This window comes from Sphingomonas sp. 2378 (genome assembly GCF_038084995.1).
Taxonomy (GTDB): Bacteria; Pseudomonadota; Alphaproteobacteria; order Sphingomonadales; family Sphingomonadaceae; genus Sphingomonas.
In genome coordinates this window covers 65,477-87,825 of record NZ_JAXCMJ010000004.1, presented here as the reverse complement: position 1 = coordinate 87,825, position 22,349 = coordinate 65,477, and the positions used below count along the sequence as shown (strand labels likewise).

22 protein-coding genes are annotated in these 22,349 nt (G+C 68.2%); 12 read left to right on the top strand and 10 right to left on the bottom strand.

The window, feature by feature from the left end:
- Window positions 1-3: 3 nt before the first annotated feature.
- From SM191_RS03550 to SM191_RS03525, 6 genes are all read left to right on the top strand, one after another.
- Window positions 4-720, top strand: coding sequence for a biotin--[acetyl-CoA-carboxylase] ligase (locus SM191_RS03550; protein WP_341505009.1), 717 nt, complete (start codon window positions 4-6; stop codon window positions 718-720).
- 10 nt (window positions 721-730) lie between these two features.
- Window positions 731-1,513: a type III pantothenate kinase gene (locus tag SM191_RS03545; protein ID WP_341505008.1), complete on the top strand. Its 783-nt coding sequence runs from the start codon at window positions 731-733 to the stop codon at window positions 1,511-1,513.
- A gap of 134 nt (window positions 1,514-1,647) precedes the next feature.
- Window positions 1,648-3,282 (top strand): ribonuclease J, encoded by a 1,635-nt coding sequence (locus SM191_RS03540; RefSeq protein WP_341505007.1) that lies wholly within the window; start codon window positions 1,648-1,650, stop codon window positions 3,280-3,282.
- Between the two features lie 3 nt (window positions 3,283-3,285).
- Window positions 3,286-3,561, top strand: coding sequence for a DUF1467 family protein (locus tag SM191_RS03535; protein ID WP_341505006.1), 276 nt, complete (start codon window positions 3,286-3,288; stop codon window positions 3,559-3,561).
- Window position 3,562: 1 nt separating this feature from the next.
- Window positions 3,563-4,288, top strand: coding sequence for a helix-turn-helix transcriptional regulator (locus SM191_RS03530; protein WP_341505005.1), 726 nt, complete (start codon window positions 3,563-3,565; stop codon window positions 4,286-4,288).
- 32 nt (window positions 4,289-4,320) lie between these two features.
- The gene (locus tag SM191_RS03525) at window positions 4,321-4,689 is read left to right on the top strand and encodes a VOC family protein (RefSeq protein ID WP_341505004.1); all 369 of its coding nucleotides are present in this window, start codon (window positions 4,321-4,323) and stop codon (window positions 4,687-4,689) included.
- Window positions 4,690-4,805: 116 nt separating this feature from the next.
- On the opposite strand, the gene SM191_RS03520 is transcribed toward SM191_RS03525, so the two are convergent.
- The gene (locus SM191_RS03520; protein ID WP_341505003.1) at window positions 4,806-7,133 is read right to left on the bottom strand and encodes a hypothetical protein; all 2,328 of its coding nucleotides are present in this window, start codon (window positions 7,131-7,133) and stop codon (window positions 4,806-4,808) included.
- A 102-nt stretch (window positions 7,134-7,235) separates the two neighbouring features.
- On the opposite strand from SM191_RS03520, the gene SM191_RS03515 reads away from it, so the two are divergent.
- The 4 genes from SM191_RS03515 (at window position 7,236) to SM191_RS03500 (ending at window position 11,255) form a co-directional block, all read left to right on the top strand.
- The gene (locus SM191_RS03515; RefSeq protein WP_306999779.1) at window positions 7,236-7,529 is read left to right on the top strand and encodes an Hpt domain-containing protein; all 294 of its coding nucleotides are present in this window, start codon (window positions 7,236-7,238) and stop codon (window positions 7,527-7,529) included.
- Window positions 7,530-7,594: 65 nt separating this feature from the next.
- Window positions 7,595-8,779, top strand: a complete 1,185-nt coding sequence (locus SM191_RS03510) for a hypothetical protein (protein ID WP_341505002.1) — start codon at window positions 7,595-7,597, stop codon at window positions 8,777-8,779.
- Window positions 8,780-8,883: 104 nt separating this feature from the next.
- Entirely contained in the window at window positions 8,884-9,894 is a 1,011-nt protein-coding gene (locus tag SM191_RS03505; protein WP_341505001.1) for a hypothetical protein, read from the top strand.
- Complete coding sequence (locus tag SM191_RS03500) at window positions 9,891-11,255, top strand: sensor histidine kinase (RefSeq protein WP_341505000.1); 1,365 nt, start codon at window positions 9,891-9,893, stop codon at window positions 11,253-11,255. The genes SM191_RS03505 and SM191_RS03500 overlap by 4 nt, the downstream gene beginning before the upstream one ends.
- 45 nt (window positions 11,256-11,300) lie before the next feature.
- Here SM191_RS03500 and SM191_RS03495 read toward each other — a convergent pair whose 3' ends face one another.
- From SM191_RS03495 to gltX, 3 genes are read right to left on the bottom strand one after another with little or no spacing between them, the layout of a single operon-like run.
- On the bottom strand, window positions 11,301-11,510 hold the full coding sequence (locus SM191_RS03495) for a hypothetical protein (protein WP_341504999.1): 210 nt from the start codon (window positions 11,508-11,510) through the stop codon (window positions 11,301-11,303).
- Between the two features lie 3 nt (window positions 11,511-11,513).
- Window positions 11,514-12,797, bottom strand: coding sequence for a citrate synthase (locus SM191_RS03490; RefSeq protein WP_341504998.1), 1,284 nt, complete (start codon window positions 12,795-12,797; stop codon window positions 11,514-11,516).
- A 2-nt stretch (window positions 12,798-12,799) separates the two neighbouring features.
- Entirely contained in the window at window positions 12,800-14,236 is a 1,437-nt protein-coding gene (gene gltX / locus SM191_RS03485; protein ID WP_341504997.1) for a glutamate--tRNA ligase, read from the bottom strand.
- Between the two features lie 79 nt (window positions 14,237-14,315).
- Between gltX and SM191_RS03480 the strand changes: the two genes are divergently transcribed.
- A complete protein-coding gene (locus SM191_RS03480) occupies window positions 14,316-16,409 on the top strand; it encodes a ComEC/Rec2 family competence protein (RefSeq protein ID WP_341504996.1) in 2,094 nt (697 codons plus the stop codon).
- Here SM191_RS03480 and lexA read toward each other — a convergent pair.
- The 6 genes from lexA to SM191_RS03450 are packed head-to-tail and all read right to left on the bottom strand — an operon-like array spanning window position 16,400 to window position 21,231.
- Window positions 16,400-17,089, bottom strand: coding sequence for a transcriptional repressor LexA (lexA, locus tag SM191_RS03475; RefSeq protein WP_341504995.1), 690 nt, complete (start codon window positions 17,087-17,089; stop codon window positions 16,400-16,402). The genes SM191_RS03480 and lexA overlap by 10 nt on opposite strands.
- 55 nt (window positions 17,090-17,144) lie before the next feature.
- A complete protein-coding gene (locus SM191_RS03470; RefSeq protein WP_341504994.1) occupies window positions 17,145-18,329 on the bottom strand; it encodes a molybdopterin molybdotransferase MoeA in 1,185 nt (394 codons plus the stop codon).
- A 58-nt stretch (window positions 18,330-18,387) separates the two neighbouring features.
- Window positions 18,388-18,855, bottom strand: a complete 468-nt coding sequence (gene moaC / locus SM191_RS03465; protein WP_341504993.1) for a cyclic pyranopterin monophosphate synthase MoaC — start codon at window positions 18,853-18,855, stop codon at window positions 18,388-18,390.
- The gene (trpC, locus tag SM191_RS03460; RefSeq protein ID WP_341504992.1) at window positions 18,852-19,628 is read right to left on the bottom strand and encodes an indole-3-glycerol phosphate synthase TrpC; all 777 of its coding nucleotides are present in this window, start codon (window positions 19,626-19,628) and stop codon (window positions 18,852-18,854) included. Before trpC ends, moaC begins: the two co-directional genes overlap by 4 nt.
- Window positions 19,625-20,620 (bottom strand): anthranilate phosphoribosyltransferase, encoded by a 996-nt coding sequence (trpD, locus tag SM191_RS03455; protein WP_341504991.1) that lies wholly within the window; start codon window positions 20,618-20,620, stop codon window positions 19,625-19,627. The genes trpC and trpD overlap by 4 nt, the downstream gene beginning before the upstream one ends.
- Window positions 20,617-21,231, bottom strand: a complete 615-nt coding sequence (locus SM191_RS03450) for an anthranilate synthase component II (RefSeq protein WP_341504990.1) — start codon at window positions 21,229-21,231, stop codon at window positions 20,617-20,619. The genes trpD and SM191_RS03450 overlap by 4 nt, the downstream gene beginning before the upstream one ends.
- Window positions 21,232-21,428: 197 nt before the next feature.
- Here SM191_RS03450 and SM191_RS03445 point away from each other — a divergent pair, with 197 nt between their 5' ends.
- The gene (locus tag SM191_RS03445) at window positions 21,429-21,863 is read left to right on the top strand and encodes a hypothetical protein (protein ID WP_306999795.1); all 435 of its coding nucleotides are present in this window, start codon (window positions 21,429-21,431) and stop codon (window positions 21,861-21,863) included.
- Window positions 21,864-22,349: the final 486 nt, after the last annotated feature.

Below are 22,349 nucleotides of genomic sequence, written 5' to 3'. Positions count from 1 at the left end.
CGATTGCTGCATGTCCCGGAAACGGGATCGACCAATGCCGATCTTCGCCAGCTTGCCGAAGCAGGCGGCGAAGACGGTAATTGGGACGGCCTTTGGCTCCGCGCCGACCGGCAGACGGCGGGGCGCGGACGCCAGGGGCGGGAATGGTCCTCGCCCTCCGGCAATTTCTATGGCTCGACCCTGGTGCGCTTGCGCCCTGGCGATCCGATGCCCGCGACGCTGGCACTGGTCGCCGCCGTCGCGATCGAGGACGCCGTCCGGTCCTGCATCCCCGACATCGGCCCGCGGCTCTGCCTGAAATGGCCCAATGACCTGCTGATCGACGGCGCCAAGCTGTCGGGCATTCTTCTGGAGCGAACCGGCGATGCGGTCGTCATCGGCATGGGGATCAACCTGGCGTCGGCCCCGGACCTTCCCGACCGCGCCACGACGGCGCTCCGCGATCATGGCGTCGATGTCGCGCCCGCGACGATGCAGGCGCTGCTCGCCGATGCGATGACCCATTGGGTCGCAGTCTGGCGTGGGGTCGGTCTGTCCGCCGTGATCGAAAGGTGGGAAGGGCGGGCCCATCCACAGGGCACCACGCTGACGGCCAGACTGCCCGATGGTCAGGCGCTTACGGGCCGTTTTCAGGGACTGGCGCCGGACGGTGCGCTGCGACTCGGCTTGGCGGATGGCGTGACCCATGTCATCCACGCCGGTGACATCTTCCTGGTCTGAAGGACGAACCATGCTGCTTGCGATCGATGCCGGGAACACCAACGTGGTCTTCGCGCTGCTCGAAGGGCGCACGATCAAGGGCCGCTGGCGCATTGCCACCGATCCGCGCCGGACGGGCGATGAATATGCGGTGTGGCTCAGTCAGTTGCTGGCGCTCGAAGGCTATTCCCGTGAGGACGTGACCGGCGTCATCATCGCCACCGTCGTGCCGCGTGCGTTGCACAATCTTCAGGTGCTGGCCCAGAAATATTTCAAGGTCGATCCGCTGATCGCAGGGAGAGCGCCGACCGAGTGGGGGATCGCGATCGACGTGGACGAACCCGCTTCGCTGGGCGCGGACCGTGCGGTCAACACCATCGCGGCGCATGAACTCCATGCGGGCGATCTCATCACCATCGATTTCGGCACGGCGACCACCTTCGACATCAGCGACTATCGGGGTGCCTATAAGGGCGGGATCATCGCGCCGGGGATCAACCTGTCGCTCGATGCGCTGGTCACCGCCGCCGCCAAGCTGCCGCGCATCGCGATCGAGGCGCCGGCCAGCCGCAACGTCATCGGCCGCAATACGGTGGACCAAATGCATATCGGCATCTTCTGGGGCTATGTCGCGATGATCGAGGGGCTGGTCGCGCGACTGAAGGCGCAGGTCGGGCGGCCGGTCAAGGTGCTCGCGACCGGCGGCCTGGCCGCGTTGCTCAGCCCGCATACCGATGTTTTCGACCATATCGAACCCGACCTGACCATTCAGGGGCTGGCGATCCTGTGGGAACGCGCCCATATTGGCCGATGAAGTTTCGGATCGGACAGCCCGCGAAAAGCCGCAGGGCGTCCGCATCCGCAAAGGAATGACCGCGCCTTGACCGGCGCACCCCTATCGCCCCGAACCCGCTTTCAGCGGGGTGGGCGTCCATTGTCAGGAAGTGAATGACTCCCAAGAAAGAATTGCTGTTCTGCGCGCTCGGTGGCTCGGGCGAAATCGGCATGAACGTGAACCTGTACGGCACCGAAGGTAAATGGGTGATGGTCGATTGCGGCATCACCTTTGCCGATCCGGCCTATCCCGGCATCGACGTGATTCTGCCCGACCTGAGCTTCATCGAGGACCGGCTGGACGATCTGGTCGGCATCGTGCTGACCCATGGCCATGAGGACCATATTGGCGCGCTGCCCTATCTGGCCGAAGACCTGGGCGTGCCGATCTACGCCACGGCGTTCACCGCCGGATTGGTGCGCGGCAAGCTGGAGGAAGAGGGCAGCGCCAACCGCGTCAAGCTGCGCGTCATGGAAGCGGGCAAGGGGTTCGAGGTCGGTCCGTTCGACTTCACCTTCGTGCCGTTGTCGCACTCGATCCCCGAGGCGAACGCGTTGCTGATCGAGACGGCGGTGGGCCGCGTGTTCCACACCGGCGACTGGAAGATCGATGCGACCCCGGTGATCGGCAAGCCCGCCAGCCCCGCGCAATTGTCGTCGATCGGCGACCGCGGCGTGGACGTGCTGGTATGTGACTCCACCAACGCCTTCAACACCGAGGCGTCGGGCTCCGAAGCCAGTGTCCGCCCCGGCATCGCCGAAACGGTCGCCAAGGCCAAGGGGCGGGTGGTCGTCACCACCTTCGCCTCCAATGCCGCGCGTCTGGTGACGCTGGGCGAGGTCGCCAAGGAGACGGGGCGCAAGCTGTGCGTCACCGGCCGTTCGCTCGACCGGATTTTGAAGGTCGGCAAGGCCTGTGGCTACTTCAAGGGCTTCCCCGAGACGGTCGATCCCGAAACCGCGATGCGGCTGCCCAAGGACCGCGTCCTGATCGTCGCGACCGGCGGACAGGGTGAGCCGCGCGCGGCGCTGTCGCGGATCGCGGAGGGCAGCCACACCATCCGGCTCGACACCGGCGACACGGTGATCTTCTCGGCGCGCCAGATTCCGGGCAATGAGACGGCGGTCGGTCGCATCCAGAACATCCTGGCGGGCAAGGGCGTCCGCATGGTCACCGAGCGTCAGGCGCATGTCCATGTCTCCGGCCATCCCGGCCAGCCCGAACTGGCGCAGATGTACAAGTGGCTGCGGCCCAACACGCTGATGCCCGTCCATGGCGAGATGCGCCACATGATGGAACATGCCCGCTTCGCGACGACGCAGGGTGTGCCGCAGACGCTGGTCCAGTCGGACGGCGACATGGTCCGGTTGCTGCCGGGCAATGCCACCAAGATCGGCAAGGTGCCGGTCGGGCGGCTGGTGCTGGACGGCGACGTCATCCTGCCGTCCGACGGATCGACCATGAACGAGCGACGCAAGCTGGCGATCAACGGTCAGATCTCGGTCGGTGTCGCGGTTGCCAAGGGGCGGCTGGTCGGCAGTCCGCAGATTCGCGTCCAGGGCGTGCCTGTCGAGGACGAGCGCGACGCGTTCATCGCCGAGGCGATTGCCGCCGCCGCCAAGGCGGTGGATGGCCCGCGCCGCGCCAGCGACAAGCTGCGCGAGGATATCCGTCTGTCGGTGCGCAAGGTCGCGACGCGCTGGACCGGCAAGAAGCCGATCGTCGACGTCCTGCTGATCGAGGGATAAGCCATGCACTGGACGTCGGCCCTCGCGATCTACGTCCTGTTCTGGTTCCTGGCGGTGTTCCTGGTCCTGCCCTTCGGGGTCAGGACCGCGCATGAGGCGGGGGCCGAGCATATCCCCGGCACCGCCGAAAGCGCGCCGCATGTCTTTCTGATCGGACGCTTCTTTCGCCGCACGACGATCGTCGCGACGGTGATGTTCGGCCTGTTCTATCTGAATTACGTCTATGGCTGGATCACCGCCGACATGCTCGACTGGAGCGGGGTGAGCCGGGGCGTCTGACATGGCGCGCGCGTCCCGCCTGTTCGATCTGCTGCATTTGCTCCACCGCCAGAGCCGCGCGGTCAGCGGGCGTCATCTGGCCGAGCAACTCGGCATATCGTTGCGCACCCTGTATCGCGACATCGCCACACTTCAGGCGATGGGCGCGGATATCGAGGGCGAGGCGGGGCTGGGCTATCGGCTGAAACCCGGTTTCCTGCTGCCGCCGATGAGCTTCCCGGTGGAGGAGGTCGAGGCGCTGGTGCTCGGCGCGCGCTGGGTCGCGGAGCGGGCGGACCCGGCCATGGGGCAGGCGGCGCGCAGTGCCGTCGCGCGGATCATGCGCGCGATGACGCCGGAACAGGCCGAAGCGATGCGCGCCACCCATTTGTTCATCGGTGTGCGCTCCGAGGCCTATGAGGCGGAGGTCGATCCCGCTCCTCTCCGTGCGGCGATCCGCAGCGAACGTCGTCTGTCGTTGATCTACCGCGATGCCGAGGGGGCGGCGTCCGAGCGGATCATCTGGCCCTTCGCGATCGCGCTGTTCGACCGGGCGGACGTGCTGCTCGGCTGGTGCGAGTTGCGGGGCGACTATCGGACATTCCGAATCGACCGCATCGTCGCGGCCCGCCCCTTGCCCGAGCGCTATCCACGCCGCCGTGCGGTGCTGTTGCGCGAATGGAGCGAGGCCCATGGCATTCCGCAGGAGCGCTTCCTGCTGACGGAAACTGACGCGGGTTCCGACTAGGCAGGTTTCCTCTCGAACAAAGGAGCCTTGTCATGGAATGTCCGACCACCACCATTCTGCTGCATGTCGCCGATCCCGCCGTCAGCGCCGATTTCTATCGCCGGGTCCTAACCCAAGAGCCCGTGGATGCCAGCGAGGCGTTTGTCCTGTTCCTTCTGTCGTCCGGCCAGGCGCTGGGCCTTTGGCGTCGCGACGTGATCGATCCGCCCGCAACCGGCGTGACCGGCGGTATCGAGATCGGGTTCAAGCAGAGCCATGAGGGCGTCGATACGTGTCACGCCGACTGGGTCGAGCAGGGCGTCACGATGCTGATGCCGCCGACCGACCTACCCTTTGGGCGAAGCTTCGTCGCGCTCGATCCGGACGGGCATCGGTTGCGGGTCTATGCGCTGAACGGGTGAGGCGAGGGCGGCGCGCGGCCTTCGACTTCGCTCAGGCTGAACGGGGGTGAGGGTAGGCCCAAGCCTCCGTTCGCACTGAGCGAAGTCGAAGTGCGTGGGACATCCGCGCCGCCCCGTTACCGCAACCGCTCGATGGCCTGGGCCAGCGCGACGTAGAGCTTGCCCATGTCCGACGACAGCAACGTCACGCCCAGCGGCGATCCGTCCCGCTGGGCGAGCACCCCGCGCAGCATCGCTTCGAAATCATGGATGTAGCGGTTCACATGGTCGCGGAACTTGGCATCGTCATCGTACAGATCGGCGATGTTGCGCGCCTGATGCGAGTCGAGGATCCGCACCGCCCGCCGGGTGAAGACGCCGCGATCGCCCTTCAGATAGGCGGCCCAGGCGCTGTCGGTGACTTCGGGCGCATAGATTTTCGCAATGTCGATCGACGCCGAATTGAGCGATTCGACCAGCAGCGAGGCGCGACGCGCGAAATTGTCGCGTTCGGCTTCCTCGCGCTCGGTCCGCGCTTCCTCTAGCCGCGATTCGACGATCGCGGTCCTCTCGACGATCAGATCGGCCTGTTTGGCCAGCCGCTCGGTCGCGCGGGTGGCGGCTTCGACCGCGCCCTGGGTCGCGTCGACAATGGCATGGACCTGACGCTCGACCGTGTCGCCGGTGGCGCGGCGCATCGCCTCGGCGCTGGCGAGTTCCAGCGCATGGGCGGCCTCGGGAATGACGTCGGCCAGCGTCTCACGCGCCTTTTCAGCAGCGGTCGCGGCGGTCTCGCGCACGCGGAGCAGCGCATCGACCAGCTTGGGGGCCGCTTCGTCGGCGAAACGGTGTGAGCGTTCGATGGTTTCGTCCACCATCATGCCCAGCGCATCCGCCTTGGCGCGCCCGCTCGACAGGGTTTCGAGCAGTGATCCCGACAGGCTTTCCAGCGTCTGGCGCTGTTCGGCGATGACGTCCGCGATCGCCTCGATCGCTTCATGGGTGCTTTCGGCGGCGGCGACCAGCGCCAGCAATTCCGGCTTGGTTTCCACCACGACCGCATGGCTGGCCTGCATCCGTTGATCGAGCCGGTCGAGCGCTTCGGGCAGGGTTTCATCCATCTCGCGCGCGGCGGCGTCGAGCGCGATCAGCAGCGTCTCGGTCGTGCCGATGACGCGGTTGGCCATCTGCTCGCCCGCCTCCAGCGCGCCGGTCATCGCATCGGCCGATCCGCCGAGTGCACTGATCGAGGCGGCCAGCATCTGTGACTTTTCGGTGCCCTGCATATGGAGCAGCGCGATCCGCGTCTCGACCCGTTCCAGTTCGCCGTCGAGCGACTGGACGATCGCCGCGCCCGCGATACACTGGGCATCCAGTTCCTGGGTCAGCCGGGCGACGGCGGCATCGACACCGGCGATCCGCTCGGCCAGCGCATCGGCGCTGTCGCGCGCCGCACTGTCCAGCGCCGCCTGATTCGCGCCGACCATGGCCAGCATCGTCTCGCTTTGCGCGGCCAGGCTCTGCCGCGACCGGTCGATGGCATCGGCGGTGCGATCGAGCAGGGCGTCGATGGTGGTCGAGACGGTAGCGGTCACCTTTTCCAGATGCTGGCTGGCGGAGCGGCTGGTCGTCTCCATCTGTTCGATATGGGTGGCCAAGCGCATCGCCGCGCCGGTGGCGATGGTGTCGGCATCCTGGCCACGCCGTCCCAGCGCGACCAGTTGGGCGTCCAGCGCGGCGACATGCGTCTCCGCCGCGCGGGCGATATCGGCCATCCGGTCGCTCGCCTCGCTGACATCCTCCGCCGCCTGGGGCAGCGCGCCCAGCAACTGGGTCAGGCTGGCTCCGCTGGTCGCGGCGACATCGGCCAGGGTGCGGCCATGCGCCTCGACCATCTGGATATCGTCGGTCAGGTCGCGCGCGATGGTGGTGAAATGCCTTTGCGCCAGTTCCATCATATCCGACAGGCTTTCCGCCTGCGCCGCCAGTTCGTCCCGGTTCGTGGCGAGCGCCTGGCCAATGGCGGCGACCGCGCGCTCCAGCGCGACCGCCTCTGCCCGCATCTCATGCGCGGTCAGGGCGAAGCGGCGCTGCTCGGCGCGGCTGCTCCGCTGCACGATCAGCCATAGGACGGCGATCGTCATCGGCCCCGCCAGCGCGAGCGTCATCAGGGGCGGCAGGGTGGCGATCGACAATTCGCCCGAGCGCGACAGGCCCCAGGCGGCGACCGCCCCGACCCAGCCGATCGCCCCCGCCAGTGCCAGCAGCATCGGCCAGCGCGCGGCGGGCTCCTCCGCCACGGGATCGGGGACGGCCCCTTCGTCCAGCCAGGGGCTGCCGGTCATCGCGGTCATGTCCTGCGCGCTATCATGGGCCATGTACGGCGCGCCATGGTCGGCCATATCCGACGCCGTTTCCGGCATGTCCGACCTGTCCTGACGCTCCGCGCGCACATCCACGATCATCAAAGCCCCCGTGTCACAATGGGTCGGTTTATCACGTTTGCCCGCCGCAGGAAGCGATTTGCGCTATTCCGTGGCGGGCGGCTTCCGGTTTATGAGGGGGCAATGACTTATGAACATGGAACGATCGACTCCGCCCTGGCGGCAGTTGCCGGCGATGAGCCCGCCGTCATCCAGGATCTGCGCCGTGCTTTCGTCGAGGGCGTCACCCATGTGCTGGAGGTGATGCACCTGGCGCAGAACGGTCAGGAATGGCGCGAGGCCGCCCTGCGGCTGAAGGGGCTGGCAGCGAGCGTCAATGCCCTGCCACTGATGACCCTGGCCGCCCAGGCGGCGGAGCGCGACGGCCGCGACGCCGCGCTGCTCGACCAGATCGGGAAGCTCGTTGCCCGCCTTTGAACGAGGTGGGCGGGGGCGTGCGGTCGGGGCTGGCAAGGACCGCCCCGAGCGCCTAACAGCGGACGATGCTGTCCGGTCTTCTTTTCGCGATTGACGACGCCGACGACCGCCCCGGGCGGTTGACGGCCACCTTGCCGTTCGCCGGCGTGACGCTGATCGAATATCAGGCCCGGCTGCTGATCGCGGCGGGCGCGGCGCAGATCATCATCGTGGTCGCCCGGCTGACCCCCGAATTGCTGGGCGCGATCGCCCGTATCGCCCAGCGCGGCGTGGTGGTCGACACCGTGCGCAGCGCGGTGGAAGCGGCGGAGAAGCTGCATCCCCTGTCGCGGCTGGTCGTGCTCGCCGACGGCCTGATCACCACCGAGGATACCATCGCGCTCGTTCTGCGCGACACCGGCCATGACGCGCTGGTCGTCGTGCCGGAGGCGGGGGCCGAGGCGGGGCTGGAGCGGGTCGGCGGCCAGATGGCCTGGGCGGGCGTCGCGCGGGTCGATCCGCGCCGCGTGGCCGAGGTCGCCGCCCTGCCGCGCGATTACGACCTGCAATCGACGCTGCTGCGGCTCGCGGCGCAGGCCCATGCGACCCATATTCTCCTCCCCGGCGATGCGCAGAAGGCCGGACATGGCATCGTCCATCGTGCCGAGACCCTGGATGCACAGGGGCGTGCCGTGGTCGCCCGGCTGGTATCGGGGCGGCGGAGCTGGTTCGACCGTTATGTCCTGGCACCCATCGCGCGGTTGAGCCTGCCGCGTCTGGTCGAGCGGGCCGTGCCCGCGCATGTCGCGGGCGGGGTGGGGACGGGACTGGGCCTGTTGGGGCTGGTGCTGATCGGTTTCGGGCTGCCCGCCTTCGGACTGCTTGTCACGATCATCGGTACGCTGGGTCTGGGCCTGGCCGAGACGCTGGCGGGGCTTCGCGACGAGCAGGGGGCGGTGCGGGCGCATTCGGCGCTGATCGCCGGGCTGGCCGCGCTCGCCATCGCCGTGCTGGGGTGGCAGCATTATCGCCTCTGGGCCGACGATCTGGCGCCGATGTTCGCCATCATGCTGATCGTCCTGGCGATTCTGACGGAGCGGGCGGCGCTGTATCGCTTTCGGCGGCGCTGGTGGGCCAGCCCTCCGGCCTATCTGCTCGTCGTCCTGCCCGCGACCATGCTGGGCATGACGCTCGGCGGACTGGTGCTCGCCAGCATCTATGCGATTGTCACTTTGGCGTCCGCAATCGAGACATTACGCGCGCAAGTTTAGTGTCGCTTTAACATCAAAGGCATTAGCGATGCCGGATGGCGGTCGCACCGGACCCATTTGATGCCCTCGATTGGCAGCGCGCTCGGCTATCCGAGCGGGTGGCCATGGCGCGTATGCGTGCCGCCGCGCGGCGTCAGGGCGCGGTGGCCGACCTGCGGCTCGACTATGATTCGCGACTGACCGACCGGATACGGTTCGAGGTCGCCGCGCGGTTGGACGCGCTGGTCGAAACGACCGCCGCCGACCTGTTGCACCAGGCCGAGCGGCTGCGCGCCGAGGACGACGGCGAACGCGATCCCGTCGCTCCGCCTTCGCCAGCGGAGGCGATGGCGCGCATGCGGCGGGCGGGGCTGTTCCATGCGCCCGATCTGGTCGCCGAACTGGTCGCGCAGGTCCGCCAGCAATTGCTGGCCGAGGCGCTACCCATCGAAAGCATGGCGGGCGACGGGCCCAGCCTGCTCGTTCGCCTGATCGAAGCACCGGACCGGATCGTCGCCGCGTCGGCCCGCGCCGTACTGGCCGCTGAGGGTCGCGCGCGCATGGTGGAAGCGGATGGCGAGGCGATCGCCTTGCCCGGCGCGGTGCGTCGCAATCTGGTCTGGACCGTCGCCGCCGCACTGCGTCAGGGCGACGATGCGGGGCTGGACCGCGCCCTGGCGCAAGCGGCGGAGCGGGTGCTGGCCGCGCATGGCGAATCGGAGAGCCCGGATGCGGCGGTCCTGAGGCTGGCGGAGGCGATCGATGCGCGTCCCGCCGAACTGCCCGACCTTCTGCTCGAGAGCCTGTCGGATCGGCAACTCGGCCTGTTCATTGCGCTGCTCGCCCATGCCACGGGCATTGAGCATGACGAATTGCGCGACATCGTGCTGGAGCCGGAGGGCGATCGGCTATGGCTGGTCCTGCGGTCGCTTGACCTGGGCCGCACGGCGGTGGCGCGGATCGGCCTTGCCCTGTCGGAGGCGGATGGGCGACGTGACGTGGACGGCTTTGCCGACGCGCTGGATGCGATCATGGCGATCCCGGCGGCGGACGCGCGGCGCGCCATCGCCACGCTGGGCCTGCCGCGCGCCTTTCGCGAGGCGATGGCGCGGCTGGACGAGGGGGCGTCGCGTTGACCTCGATCGACGGCCCCGGCGAATCGATGGTGGCGCGCGCCATATTGGATGCGGGCGATCATCTCCTCTCCGCCGACCCGCCCATCGAGTTGCTCCACATGCGTGCGGGCGGCGGCGCGGACGATCCGATCGCGGTCCCGCCCATCGCGCGGATCGCACGACTGGCGCGCCGTCTGGGAATATCCGTATCGCGCAAGGTGCGGGTCGCCGATGACGAGGGCGATCTCGACCTGTGGGTGCAGGCACGGCCCGAGACGGGGCAGATCAGGCTGAGCGTCAGCGGCTGGCGCGACCGACCCGCTTGGCGGCCCGTTGCGACGCCGCCGGACCATGCCGCGATGGGAGCCGATTTCCGCTGGGAGACCGACGCCGCGCTACGCCTGACCTTCCTGTCGCGCGAGGCGGGGGCGCGATACGGCTTCGACCCCGACGCATTGCTCGGGCGCCCCTTGAACGCGCTGTTCGCCTTCGATCCCGCGACGGGAGATACCAACGAGTTGATGCGCGCCGCCGCGCCGCTCGACGGTCGCTGTGCCCGGCTTCGCCCGACCGATGCGCCGGTTCGGCTGTCGGCGGCGATCCGGCATGACGGGATGGGGGGGGTCGCGGGGCTGACCGGCGCGACCTTCCTGATCGACCAGCCGGGCGAGGGGGAGGGCGACACCCCTTCGCCGATCCATCAGCCGCCCTTGACCGAGAGCTTCACCGCCGGGCTCGACCGTGCGCTTCGCACGCCGCTCGCCCGGATCGTCGCGAATGCCGACAGCATCGCGGCGCGTGCCGATGGGCCGATCGCGGCGGACTATGCCGAATATGCCGGGGATATCGCCCATGCGGGGCGGCATTTGCTGGGGCTGGTCGACAATCTGGTCGAGTTACAGGCGATCGAGCAGCCGGACTTCCGCCTGGCCGCGACACCGATCGATCTGGCCGATGTCGCGCGCCGCGCCGCGGGGCTGCTGGCCGTGCGTGCCGATGCGGCGGGGGTGACGATCCGTCGCCCCGGCATGGCGGAGGGGATGAGCGCGGTCGGCGATTTCGGCCGCTCGCTTCAGATCCTGATCAACCTGATCGGCAATGCCCTGCGCTACTCCCCCCATGGTGGGGAAGTGGTGGTCAGCGTCGCGCGGGAGGCTGACTGGGCGATGGTCCGCGTCACGGATCACGGCAAGGGGATAGCGCCCGAAGACCAGCCGCGCATCTTCGAGAAGTTCGAGCGGGTCGATCCGTCCGAACCCGGCGGCAATGGCCTGGGCCTTTATATCGCGCGGCGACTGGCGCGCGCGATGGGCGGCGACCTGACGGTCGAGAGCGAGGCGGGGCAGGGCGCGACCTTCACCCTGGGCCTGCGCGCCCGATAGAAAAGGGCCTCCGAAGGAGCCCTTTTCCCACATCGGCCGGATCGATCAGCGCCGCCTGGGCAGTCGCCGTGCGACCAGGACCAGCACCAACCCCGCCACCGCGACGAAGGCACCGCGATCGGCCCATTCGCCCTGGCCGAGCATGAAGCTTTCCTGCGGCCAGCGGATATAGCCCAGGCCCTGACCGATCCACAAAAGCCCTGTCAGCGCCAGAAGGACGCCGATGGCGATCAGGATCGGCCGGACCCGGTTCATGGCTTAGCGCTGCTCGACCGGAACGTAAGCGCGCTGCGTCGGGCCGGTGTAGAGCTGACGCGGACGGCCGATCTTCTGGTCGGGATCGGTGATCATCTCGTTCCACTGCGCGACCCAGCCGACGGTGCGGGCGAGCGCGAACAGCACGGTGAACATCTCGGTCGGGAAGCCGATCGCCGACAGGATCACGCCCGAATAGAAGTCGACGTTCGGGAACAGCTTCTTCTCGACGAAATAGTCGTCGTTCAGCGCGATCTCCTCCAGACGAAGCGCCGTCTCGAACAGCGGGTCGTTGACCTTCAGCGCGTCGAACACTTCGCGCACGGTCTTCTGCATCACGGTCGCGCGCGGGTCGTAGTTCTTGTAGACGCGGTGACCGAAGCCCATCAGGCGGAACGGATCGTTCTTGTCCTTGGCGCGGGCGATGAACTCGGGGATGCGATCGGGCGTGCCGATCTCGCGCAGCATGTTGAGAGCGGCTTCGTTCGCCCCGCCATGCGCCGGACCCCAGAGACAGGCGATGCCCGCCGCGATGCAGGCGAACGGATTGGCGCCCGACGACCCCGCCAGGCGCACGGTCGAGGTCGACGCGTTCTGCTCATGGTCGGCGTGCAGGATGAAGATGCGGTCCATCGCCTTTTCGACGGCCGGGTTCACCTCATAGGCCTCGGCAGGGACGCCGAAGGTCATGCGCAGGAAGTTGCCGGTGTAGGACAGCGAATTGTCCGGGTACAGGAAGGGCTGGCCCACGCTGTACTTGTACGCCATCGCCGCGATCGTCGGGATCTTGGCGATCAGGCGGTGCGACGCGATCGTCCGCTGCACCGGGTCATGGATGTCGGTCGAATCGTGATAGAAGGCCGACAGCGCGCCGACCACGCCGCACATGATCGCCATCGGGTGCGCATCGCGACGGAAGCCACGGAAGAACGCCGCCAACTGCTCATGCACCATGGTGTGGCGCGTGATCGTGGTGTTGAAGCCCTCCAGTTCCGCCTTGTTCGGCAGTTCGCCGTTCAGCAGCAGATAGGCGACCTCCATGAAGCTGCTATTCTCGGCCAGTTCGCCGATCGGATAGCCGCGGTGCAGCAGCACGCCTTCATCACCGTCGATATAGGTCAGCTTCGACTGGCACGACGCGGTCGAGGTGAAGCCGGGATCATAGGTGAAGGCGCCCGTCTGGGCATAGAGTTTGCGGATATCGACCACGTCCGGGCCGATCGAGCCCGACATGACCGGATAGTCGAAGCCCTTGCCGCCGATGTTGAAATTCGCGGTATCGCTCATGCTCAGTGATCCTTCCTATCTGCGGTCATTTGGTCCGCGATCCGACCCAGGCTTTCCTCACGGCCCAACAGGCTGAGCACGTCGAAGATCCCCGGAGACGTCTTGCGTCCGGTCAAAGCGGCGCGGAGCGGCTGGGCGACCTGGCCGAGCTTGACGCCCTCTGCCTCGGCCACCTTGCGTACCGCGTCTTCCAAAAGCTCCGTATCCCAGTTGTGCACCGCGTCAAGCGCGGCGTGTACCGAAACGAGAATGTTGCGTGCCTTTTCGTCGAGAAGGCCCTGCGCCGCCTCGTCCATGGTCAACGGACGGGTCGCGAAAAGGAAACGCGCGCCATCGGCGAGTTCGTTCAGATTCGCGGCGCGCGGTTTCAGAGAGGGCATCGCGGCGGTCAGCAGCGCGATATTCTCGACGCCCATCCGCTGGGCGACCAGGTCGGCCAGGCGCGTATCATCGGCTTCGCGGATATAATGGCCGTTGAGATTTTCGAGCTTCTTCAGGTCGAAGCGCGACGGCGCCTTGCCCACGGCGGACAGGTCGAACCACTTGACCGCCTCCTCGCGCGCGATGATCTCGGCATCGCCATGCCCCCAACCCAGGCGGAGCAGGTAATTGTCGAGCGCTTCGGGCAGGATACCCATCTCGTCGCGGTAAGCCTCGATCCCGACCGCGCCGTGACGCTTGGACAGCTTGGCGCCGTCCGATCCGTGGATCAGCGGGATATGCGCATAGATCGGCTCGGGCCAGCCCATCGCCTTGTAGATCGGCAATTGGCGGAAGGCGTTGTTCAGGTGATCGTCGCCCCGGATCACATGGGTCACGCCCATGTCGTGGTCGTCGACCACCACCGCCAGCATATAGGTCGGGGTGCCGTCCGAACGCAGCAGGACCAAATCATCCAGTTCGGCATTCTGGACGGTGACGCTGCCCTGTACCCGGTCCTCGATCGTGACCGCACCTTCGCGCGGCGCACGCAGGCGGACGACGAAGGGCTGGCCTTCGGGGGCGGTCGCGGGATCGGCGTCGCGCCAGGGCGAGCGGATGCGCAGCGGCTGCTTGGCGGCCTGGGCGGCCTCGCGCTGGGCGGCGATCTCCTCCTGCGTCATGTAGCAGCGATAGGCATGGCCGCGCGCCATCATCTCCCGCGCGACCTCGGCATGGCGATCGGCGCGGGCGAACTGGAACACCGCCTCGCCGTCCCAGTCCAGGCCCAGCCAGCGCATGCCCTCCAGGATCGCGTCGATCGCGGGCTGGGTCGAGCGGGCGCGATCGGTATCCTCGATGCGCAGCAGGAACTTGCCGCCATTCGCTCGCGCGAACAGCCAGTTGAACAGCGCGGTGCGCGCGCCGCCGATGTGGAGGAAACCCGTCGGCGAAGGCGCGAAGCGGGTCACCACGGGCGTGGCGTTCGATCCGGCGGCGATATCATCTGTTGCGCTCAACCGCGCATACTCCCAATCATGAAATCCGATGGCCCATTCAGCCGCCGCAGCCCCTAGCATCAAGCGTCCGCGCCGCCAAATGCCGCGCCTTCGCTTATTGGAACATTGGGCCGAGGCGGAGCGGAACCAGTTGCCGCTATGGGTGCCGGTGATGCTGGGCGTCGGGATCGCGGCATGGTTCATGCTGCCCGATCCGCGCGCGTGGATCGCCGTGGTGCTGGCGCTGACCGGAATGGGGCTCGGCGCGGCGACGCTGGCGGATGGCGGACGGGTGCCGCGCTTGCTGGCGATGGCGGCGTTGCTGGTCAGCGCGGGGGTGCTGCTTGCTTGGGCGCGTGCCGAGTCGGTGGGCGCTCCGGTGCTTGGCCGACCGACGATCGCGACATTGGTGGCGGATGTGGAGGGGGTGGACCGGCTGGCGGCACGGCGGATCGTGCGGCTGATGCTGCATCCGCTGGCCGCGCGCGATGGTCGGGGACGCGCATTGACCTTGCCGCCGCGCATCCGGGTTTCCTTGGCGGAGGAGGATGCGATCGATGGTTTGGGCGCGGGCGCGCGGGTGAGCTTGCGGGCCCGGTTGATGCCGCCTGCGGGTCCGGTCGCGCCGGGCGGCCATGACTTTGCGCGAGCGGCCTGGTTCCAGGGGATCGGCGCGACCGGGCGTGGCTTCGCACCGGTTACGCTGTTGCGCCCGTCTCCGGAGGCCATGGGGCTTAGGCAGCGTCTGTCGGCGCGAATCACGGCAAGGATCACGGGCAGCGAGGGTGGTATCGCGGCGGCGCTCGCCACCGGGGATGTGGGCGCGATCGATGATTCGGATGCGGAGGCGATGCGCCGGGCTGGGCTCGCCCATCTGTTGTCGGTCAGTGGCCTGCATATCACCGCCGTGGTCGGGATCGTCATGGTCCTGACCATGCGGCTCTTGGCGTTATGGCCGTGGCTGGCTTTGCGGGTCCGTTTGCCTTTGCTGGGGGCAGCGGCGGGGGCGGTCGCGGCGATCGGCTATACCTGGCTGACCGGGGCGGAGGTGCCGACGATCCGGTCCTGCGTCGCGGCGATGCTGGTGCTCGCGGCACTCGCGCTGGGGCGGGAGGCGATGACCCTGCGGCTGGTAGCGGCTGGCGCGTTGATCGTTCTGCTCTTCCGGCCCGAGGCGCTGATGGGGGCGAGCTTCCAGCTTTCCTTCGCGGCGATCACCGCCATCGTGGCGCTGCACGATCATCCCGCGATGCGGCGCTGGTTCGGGCCGCATCCGGACTGGCGGTGGTCGGCGCTTCGCCATCTGGCGGCGCTGCTGGTGACCGGACTGGTGGTCGAGGCGGCGTTGATGCCGATCGCGATCTTCCATTTCCATAAGGCCGGGCTCTACGGCGCGATGGCGAATATCATCGCCATCCCCTGGACCACCTTCGTCGCGATGCCGCTGGAGATGATCGCGCTGTTGCTCGAGCCGTTGGGGGTGGCCGGACCCTTCTGGTGGCTGCTGGGGCGGTCGCTGGGCCTGCTGCTGGCGCTGGCACACCATGTCGCCGCAATGCCTGGCGCGGTCGTCGCGCTGCCGGTCGCACCGGGCTGGGCCTTTGCCGCGGCGGTGGGCGGGGGGCTTTGGGTGGCGCTGTGGCGGACCCGCTGGCGGTGGCTGGGGCTGCCGACGCTCGCCCTGGGCTTCGCCGCGATGCTGCTCGCCCCGACGCCCGACCTGATCGTCACGGGGGACGGCCGTCATGTCGCGGTGGTGAGTGCAAAGGGCGTCGCCCTGCTGCGCGACCGGGCGGGCGATTATATCCGCTCGGCCCTGTCGGAAATGGGAGGAGCCGACGGGGAACCGCAGGCGCTCGCCGATCGACCCAGCGCACGATGCGGGCCGGATATGTGCGTTACACGGGTTACACGAGACGGCAAGGTCTGGCGGATCGCAGCGACCCGGAGCGGCTATGCGCTGCCCTGGCGCGACCTGATCGCGCTATGCCAACGCATGGACATCGTCATCGCCGACCGCCGCTTGCCGCCCGATTGTCGTCCGCGCTGGCTGAAGCTCGATGCGCCAGCTTTGCGACGGACGGGCGGAGTGACGATCCGGCTCGGGCCGCCGCAGGTCGATATGGTGCACCGACCGGGCGATCGTCACCCCTGGATCGAGGCCGCGACAGCGGCCCGTCCGGCTCAGTCGTAGCGGCGTAGGATACCCGACAGCCTGCCCTGCACCCGAACTTGCGCGGGGGCGTAACGCTGGGGATCATAAGCGCGGTTGGCCGGATCGAGCCGGACCATCGAACCCTCGCGACGGAAATATTTAAGCGTCGCTTCGGCATCGTCGATCAGTGCGACGACGATCTGGCCGTCGCGCGCCACATCGGTCCGGCGGATTAGCGCATAGTCGCCATCGAGAATCCCCGCCTCGACCATCGAATCGCCCGAAACCTCCAGCGCATAATGCTCGCCCGATCCCAGCAGCGCGGCGGGCACGGCCAGGGTCGAGCTACCTTCGAACGCCTCGATGGGAAGGCCGGCGGCGATCCGGCCATGCAGCGGGATTTCGACCACGTCATTGGCGGGTTCCGCCACGGGGCGGAGCGAGGGGCTGCGGACAGCGTCCGAGGTCGCCGCTGGTGCCGAAGCCCCCATGGGCTTTTCGGGCCGATCGGGCATCCGCAACACCTCCAGCGCGCGGGCGCGGTTGGGCAGGCGGCGGATGAAATGGCGTTCCTCCAGCGCGGAGATCAGGCGGTGGACGCCAGACTTGGACTTGAGGTCCAGCGCCTCCTTCATCTCCTCGAAGGACGGCGACACGCCGGTTTCCTTCAAACGGTCATTGATGAAGCAGACAAGCTCATGCTGCTTTGCGGTGAGCATCGCGATCCTCCGTCCAGAACAGACGTGGAACTTATATGGAACGTTTGGGCTTGCGTCAAGCGAGCATCAGGATTTCCGCCGAGTCGCCCGCCAGAGCCGCCGGGGCATGCGGCGGGCGGATCACCAGGCAGGTCGAACGCGCCAGGGTCAGCAGCATCGAGCTGTCCTGGATCGCCGCCGCAAGGACCCGCCCGTCGATCATCGCCGCGCGCAGATAGTCGATGCGCGGCCCGTTGGCGGGCAGATCCTCTCCGAGGATCGCGGGAATCGGCGTAGGGAAGGGGGCCGCCGCGCCCGCCATGTGCGCGATCAGGGGACGAACGAACAGGGTCGCGGTGACGAAGGCCGAAACCGGATTGCCCGGTAGGCTGAGCACCACCGTCTCGCCCAGCCGCCCCGCCATCATCGGCTTGCCGGGACGCAGCGCGATACGCCAGAAATCGATGCTTCCCCCGGCGGCTTTCAACGCGGGCTGGACGAGATCATGGTCACCCACCGACGCGCCGCCGGTCGTGACCAGCAGGTCGGCATCAACCCCCGCGAAAGCATCACGCAACCGCCCCAGATCATCGGGCAGGATACCCAGATCGATGATTTCGACCGGCAGGTCGGCGAGCATCGCGGCGAGCATCACGCCGTTCGATTCGGGCAGGGCGTCTGGGTTGCCAAGCCCTGGCGGCACGAGTTCGTCGCCGGTTGCGGCGATGGCGACGCGGATGCGCGGGCGGACGGGCAGGGTGCCATGCCCCCCCGTCGCCGCTACCGCGATGCGGGCGGGGGTCAGGCGCTGTCCGGCGGCGATCAGCCGGTCGCCCGCCGTGAAATCCAGTCCCCGCCGCCGGACGTTGCGCCCGCGATGCGCGGGGCCTTCGCCGGTCAGGGTCAGCGTCGCGCCGTCACGGCCCGCTTCTTCCTGGATCAGCACCGTGTCGGCTCCGGGGGGCAGCGCCGCCCCGGTGAAGATGCGGGTGGCCTGGCCCGGTTCGATCGCACGGGGAAAGGGCCGCCCCGCCGCACTCTCGCCGATGACGGTCCATGGTCCCGGCATATCGGCGAAGCGGATCGCATAGCCGTCCATCGCCGACAGGTCGCTCGCCGGTTGGGTTCGTATCGCCGCTATGTCGCGCGCGGCCCATCGACCGGCGGCCTCGCGCAAGGGCAGTTCGACGATCGGACGCTCGGTGGCGAGGGCGAGCAGGCGCTGCTGGGCTTCGGCGACGGGTAGAAGAATGACGGTCACTCCTGTTGACCCAAGGACGCTTCGACTGCGATCCGCGTTCCCGGCCGCATCCCCGGCGTCAGGCGCGCCAGTCGCCGGATTTGCCGCCGGTCTTCGACAACAGGCGAATGTCGCCGATCGCCATGCGCTTATCCAGCGCCTTGGCCATGTCATAGACGGTCAGCAGCGTCACCGTAACGGCGGCAAGCGCTTCCATCTCCACGCCCGTCTGCCCCGCCGTCGCGGCGGTGGCGGTGGCGGTGACGCCCTCGGCATCCAGCACCAGGTCGATCTCGACCTTGCTCAGCGGCAGGGGGTGGCACAGCGGGATGAGGTCGCTGGTCTTCTTGGCGGCCATGATGCCCGCGACCCGCGCCACGGCCAGCACATCGCCCTTCTGGACGCTGCCCGCTCGAATCGCGGCGGCGGCCTCGGGCGACATGGTGATGTGCCCTTGCGCCACCGCCTGCCGGGCGGTCACCGACTTGGCGCCGACATCGACCATCCGCGCCGATCCGCTATCGTCCAGATGGGTGAGGCCGCTCATCCGATCAGCGCGCGGGTCGCCGCCTCGACATCATGTTCGCGCATCAGGGCTTCGCCGATCAGGAAGCAATGGATGCCATGCTCGGCCATCGCGTCGAGATCGGCGCGGGTCGTCAGGCCGCTCTCGGCGACGAACGTGCTGTCCTGCGGCGCGCGCCCGACCAATTCATAGGTGCGCTGGAAATCGACCGTGAAGTCGCGCAGATCGCGGTTGTTGACTCCGATCAGCCGCGACTTGAGCCGGGCGGCGCGCTCCATCTCGGCGGCGTCATGGACCTCGACCAGTGCGTCCATCCCGCATTCGATGGCGGCGGCTTCGATCTCTTGCATCTGCGTATCGTCGAGCGCCGCGACGATGATCAGGATCGCATCGGCCCCCAGCGCGCGCGATTCATGGACCTGCCACGGATCGACCATGAAGTCCTTGCGCAGCACCGGGATCGACACCGTCGCGCGGGCCTGTTCCAGATAGGCGTCCGCCCCCTGGAACCAGCGTTCGTCGGTCAGCACCGACAGGCAGGCGGCACCCCCGGCCTCATAGGCGCGGGCATGGGCAGGGGGATCGAAATCGGCGCGGATCAGGCCCTTGGACGGGCTGGCCTTCTTCACCTCGGCGATCAGCGCATGGCCGGTCCTGGCGTCCAGCGCGTCGCGAAAACCTCGGGGCGCGGAGACGGTCTCGATCTTGGCGTCGAGATCGGCGAGCGACATCGTCGCCTTGCGCGCGGCGACATCGGCGCGCTTGGTCTCCAGGATGCGGTCGAGCATCGTCATCGGTAGGCAATCCATCGATCGAGAAGCGCCGCGGCATTACCCGTATCGATCGCGCGAGCAGCGGCCACGGCCCCTTGGGACAGGTCGGCGCTATGCCCGGCGACCAGCAGGGCCCCGGCGGCGTTGAGGAGAACGGCGTCGCGATACGCGCCCGGCTCTCCGGCGAGAAGACGGCGAAGCGCTTCGGCATTGTGCCGCGCGTCGCCGCCACGGATGGCGGTGATGGGATGGCGGGGCAGGCCCGCATCCTCCGGCGAGATCGTGGCGGGCGCGTCGATGCCACCCACCGACACCGCGATGCTGGGCCCCGCACCCGACAGTTCGTCAAGGCCCTCTTCGCCCGACACGACCAGCGCAGCCTCCGCGCCGAGCTGCTCCAGCGCCTCGGCATAGACCGTCGCATAATCCGGCCGGGCGATGCCGATGAGCTGACGCCCGACATGCGCGGGATTGGCGAGCGGGCCCATCAGGTTGAAGATCGTCCGCCGCCCGATCCGCCGCCGGATCGGGGTGATCCGCGCCATGGCGGGATGGTGGTTGGCGGCGAAGAGGAAGGCGATGCCGATATCGGCCAGGCTCGCCTGCGCCACCTGTCCGGCGCGCTCCATGTCGAGGCCCAGCACCTCCAGCGTGTCCGCCGCGCCCGCTTTGGACGAGGCCGCGCGGTTGCCATGCTTGGCGACCGGCACACCCAGCGCCGCGACGACCAGCGACACGGCGGTCGAGACGTTCAGCGTGTGATGCCCATCCCCCCCGGTGCCGCAGACGTCGATCGTGCCCGCAGGGGCTTCGATCGGGATCAGCCTTTCGCGCATCGCGCGCGCGGCCTCGGCGATTTCGATCGAGGTCTCGCCGCGCTCGGCCAGCCGGGTCAGGAAGTCGGCGGTCGCCTCGTCACCTGCGCGCCCGTCGAGAATGTCGGCGAAGGCGGCATGGGCCGTCTCGCGCGACAGCGGGCTGACGGGATCGGGGAGCAGCGAGACGGTGGTCACGCCGCACGCTCGACCGGGGGACGAAGTCGCTCGGGCAGGTCGTGCGCGACGCCCGCCTCGCGCAGGAAATTGGCGAGCATGGCATGGCCATATTCGGTGGCGATGCTCTCGGGGTGGAACTGAACGCCGTGAATGGGCAGCGTCCGGTGGCGGAAGCCCATCACCGTGCCGTCCTCCGCGCGCGCGTTCACCACCAAGCTGTCGGGCACGTCGTTGACGATCAGCGAGTGATAGCGGGTGGCGGTGAAGGGCGAGGGCAGGCCGCGGAACAGCCCGGTCCCGTCATGATGGACGGGCGACGTCTTGCCATGCATCAGCCCGCCGCGCTGCACCAGCCCGCCGAAATGCTGGCCGATCGCCTGATGGCCCAGGCACACGCCCAGCAGCGGACGGCCCGCCTCGGCGGCGGCGGCGACCAGGTCCAGGCTGACGCCCGCTTCGGTCGGCGTGCAGGGACCGGGGGAGATGAGAAAGGCTTGCGCCCCCGACGACAGCGCTTGGCCCGCCGAGATCGCGTCGTTGCGGACCACCTCCACCTCGCTGCCCAATTCCTGAAGATAATGGACGAGGTTCCAGGTGAAGCTGTCGTAATTGTCGACGACCAGGATCATGGGGACCGCCATAGCCGATCGTGCGGGCGGTGCAACGCCTGCTTGACGCAATCGATATGTCGGGCGGTATGTCGGGCCCGGACGGACCGGACGACGCATGGCCGCAATTTCGCCCGAAAGACGCCGTTAGGGCGAACCGTTCAGCGTGGAGCCATGCGCCGCGTTCGACGTTGATGTCTCAAAGGAGTCCCGTTGCCATGGTCCGAGCCGCCCTGATTGCCGCCCTCTTGCTGACCCCGGGCGCCGCCTTCGCGCAACAGGCGACGCAGGACCAACAGGCCGCGACCGGCCAGCCGCCCAAGCGGGTGCGGCAGGTGACGCTGACCGGCGATCAGAAATGCCCGGAAAGCACCGCCGAGGAAGTGGTGGTCTGCGGCCGCGACGACGAACCCTATCGCATCCCCAAGGGCCTGCGCGACGACAAGCCGATCCCGGCGCAGAACCAGAGCTGGGTCAACCGCGCCGCGACGATGGACCAGGTCGGGCGTGTCGCTGGCGGCATCCCCGACACCTGCTCGCCGGTCGGCACGGGCGGGCAGAGCGGATGCAGCATGACCTGGAACCGCCAGTTCGCCGACGAACGTCGTGCCCGCCGCGCGGAACAGACCCCGCCGGCTGCCGACGGGAATTGAGGCGGTCGTCGCCCCTGACGCCATGACTTGATGTCGAAACGCCTCGGCGAAGGCCGGGGCGTGGAGTCGGTCGGGATTCATTTTCACGCGAAGACGCGAAGACGCGAAGAATGTGTTCGCGCGGAGGCGCGGAGAACGCAGAGAGGTTGAGCCCGAGGCGACGGCAGTCCGTTTTCGCCATAGGATGAAGCATGAGGCGCGCTACCGAGCGTGTATAGCTTCTCTGCGTCCTCTGCGCCTCTGCGCGCAAAAAAGGATTGGCGTGTTCGCTTGAATTCTTGGGCCTGATCGACATTCAGGCGGCGTCCTCATTCCTCCCTGCAAGGGGAGGGGGACCAGCGAAGCTGGTGGAGGGGCGTTCCCCTATCGAGAGCGCGACACCCCTCCGTCAGGCCTGACGGCCTGCCACCTCCCCTTGCAGGGGAGGAATAGGCGAAAGTCGGTCGGCCTTCGCCGGGGTGGTTCGGGGGTGTGGTAGGGGCCGCT

What these genes read in the sequence shown, in the direction of transcription:
- SM191_RS03545 (WP_341505008.1), top strand. Translation starts at nt 731, where the DNA reads ATGCTGCTTGCGATCGATGCCGGGAACACCAACGTGGTCTTCGCGCTG.
- SM191_RS03540 (WP_341505007.1), top strand. Translation starts at nt 1,648, where the DNA reads ATGACTCCCAAGAAAGAATTGCTGTTCTGCGCGCTCGGTGGCTCGGGC.
- SM191_RS03535 (WP_341505006.1), top strand. Translation starts at nt 3,286, where the DNA reads ATGCACTGGACGTCGGCCCTCGCGATCTACGTCCTGTTCTGGTTCCTG.
- SM191_RS03530 (WP_341505005.1), top strand. Translation starts at nt 3,563, where the DNA reads ATGGCGCGCGCGTCCCGCCTGTTCGATCTGCTGCATTTGCTCCACCGC.
- SM191_RS03525 (WP_341505004.1), top strand. Translation starts at nt 4,321, where the DNA reads ATGGAATGTCCGACCACCACCATTCTGCTGCATGTCGCCGATCCCGCC.
- SM191_RS03520 (WP_341505003.1), bottom strand. Translation starts at nt 7,133, where the DNA reads ATGATCGTGGATGTGCGCGCGGAGCGTCAGGACAGGTCGGACATGCCG.
- SM191_RS03515 (WP_306999779.1), top strand. Translation starts at nt 7,236, where the DNA reads ATGACTTATGAACATGGAACGATCGACTCCGCCCTGGCGGCAGTTGCC.
- SM191_RS03510 (WP_341505002.1), top strand. Translation starts at nt 7,595, where the DNA reads ATGCTGTCCGGTCTTCTTTTCGCGATTGACGACGCCGACGACCGCCCC.
- SM191_RS03505 (WP_341505001.1), top strand. Translation starts at nt 8,884, where the DNA reads ATGGCGCGTATGCGTGCCGCCGCGCGGCGTCAGGGCGCGGTGGCCGAC.
- SM191_RS03495 (WP_341504999.1), bottom strand. Translation starts at nt 11,510, where the DNA reads ATGAACCGGGTCCGGCCGATCCTGATCGCCATCGGCGTCCTTCTGGCG.
- SM191_RS03490 (WP_341504998.1), bottom strand. Translation starts at nt 12,797, where the DNA reads ATGAGCGATACCGCGAATTTCAACATCGGCGGCAAGGGCTTCGACTAT.
- SM191_RS03480 (WP_341504996.1), top strand. Translation starts at nt 14,316, where the DNA reads ATGCCGCGCCTTCGCTTATTGGAACATTGGGCCGAGGCGGAGCGGAAC.
- lexA (WP_341504995.1), bottom strand. Translation starts at nt 17,089, where the DNA reads ATGCTCACCGCAAAGCAGCATGAGCTTGTCTGCTTCATCAATGACCGT.
- moaC (WP_341504993.1), bottom strand. Translation starts at nt 18,855, where the DNA reads ATGAGCGGCCTCACCCATCTGGACGATAGCGGATCGGCGCGGATGGTC.
- trpC (WP_341504992.1), bottom strand. Translation starts at nt 19,628, where the DNA reads ATGACGATGCTCGACCGCATCCTGGAGACCAAGCGCGCCGATGTCGCC.
- SM191_RS03450 (WP_341504990.1), bottom strand. Translation starts at nt 21,231, where the DNA reads ATGATCCTGGTCGTCGACAATTACGACAGCTTCACCTGGAACCTCGTC.
- SM191_RS03445 (WP_306999795.1), top strand. Translation starts at nt 21,429, where the DNA reads ATGGTCCGAGCCGCCCTGATTGCCGCCCTCTTGCTGACCCCGGGCGCC.